The organism is Paraburkholderia strydomiana, assembly GCF_046030495.1.
GTDB lineage: Bacteria > Pseudomonadota > Gammaproteobacteria > Burkholderiales > Burkholderiaceae > Paraburkholderia > Paraburkholderia strydomiana_A.
The window spans coordinates 1-1,371 of the sequence record NZ_JAQQCJ010000067.1; the positions used below are offsets into that span (position 1 = coordinate 1).

Annotated in this window: 1 protein-coding gene; it reads right to left on the reverse strand. The window is 59.4% G+C overall.

What is annotated here, in order from left to right; all coding sequences use genetic code 11:
• Positions 1–43: 43 nt before the first annotated feature.
• Positions 44–1,243 (reverse strand): IS256 family transposase, encoded by a 1,200-nt coding sequence (locus PQQ53_RS34915; RefSeq protein WP_408329273.1) that lies wholly within the window; start codon positions 1,241–1,243, stop codon positions 44–46.
• Positions 1,244–1,371: the final 128 nt, after the last annotated feature.

Here is a 1,371-nt window from a genome sequence, read left to right on the forward strand (position 1 = left end):
GGAGGTGTCAGGAATTTTGTGTGCTGAGGTCGGTTAAAAAATCTCAGCTCATCGCGGCGGTGAATCGCTCGCCGAACAGAATGGCGAACTGATTGACTGCTTGCCGCCAGGTGATAGGCGGCATCTTCCAATCCTTTTCGATGTTGCGCAAGGCCAGGTACAGCAGTTTGCTGGCGGCTTCGTCGCTGGGGAAATGACCGCGGTTCTTGACGATCTTGCGCAACTGCATGTGCATGCTCTCAATCGCGTTGGTCGTGTATATGATTTTGCGTACCTCCGGCGCATAGGCGAAGAACGGGATGACTTGCTCCCATTGGCGCTGCCACATCGCGGCGACCGTGGGGAATTTCCTGCCCCATTCGCTTTGAGAGAAGGCTTGCAGCGCCGCCTCGGCGGCTTCGGCGGTAGCGGCCTGATAGATCGGCTTGAGCGCGGCAGCCAACGGCTTACGGTCCTTCCAACTCGCCAGATTCAGCGAATTGCGGATCAGATGCACGATGCAGGTCTGGATCTGCGCGCTCGGATAGACGGCCTCGATTGCTTCAGGGAAGCCTCGCAAGCCGTCTACCACTGCGATCAGGATGTCGTGCAGGCCGCGATTCTTCAGCTCGTTGAAGACCTTCAGCCAGAACTTGGCGCCTTCGGTTTGCTCGATCCACAGCCCTAGCACTTCCTTGCGGCCGTCCGCCCGGATGCCCAGCGCGAGGTACATCGCCTTGTTCCTGACCGTCCCTTCGTCGCGGATCTTCAGCCGCAGCGCGTCGAAATAGACGATCGGATACATCGCCTCCAGTGGGCGTTGCTGCCACTGCTCGAGCTCGGCCAGCACTTCGTCGGTAACTGTGGAAATCAGATCGGGCGACACCTGCAGCCCGTACAGCTCCAGCAAATGGCCCTGGATCTCGCGCACGCTCATGCCGCGCGCGTACATGCTGATGACATGATCGTCGAAGCCCGGCAGCCGGCGCTGATATTTGCCCACCAGTTGCGGCTCGAACGTCGCCTGCCGGTCGCGGGGAATATCCAGATTCAGTTCGCCGTTGGGCGTGATGACCGTCTTCGGACTGGTCCCGTTGCGATGATTGCCGGCCTTGCCTTGCTCCGCCTCGTTCTCCAGGTGATGCGTTAGCTCCGCCGCCAGCATGCGCTCAGCCAGTTGCTTCTTCAACTGCCCGGCCAGGCCCGATTCGCCGAGAACCGACTCGGCGTCCTTGTTCTGAATCTGCGCCAGCAATTGATCCATCAGCTCGTCGGGGAACAGCTTCGGCGCCTTCGGGTTCTTGCTCTTCTTGTTCACGGTTGCTTCGGTCATAGGACGTTGTTTCCGTTATCGTCTCATGACCTCGGCACACTAAAATTCTGACAGGCTCG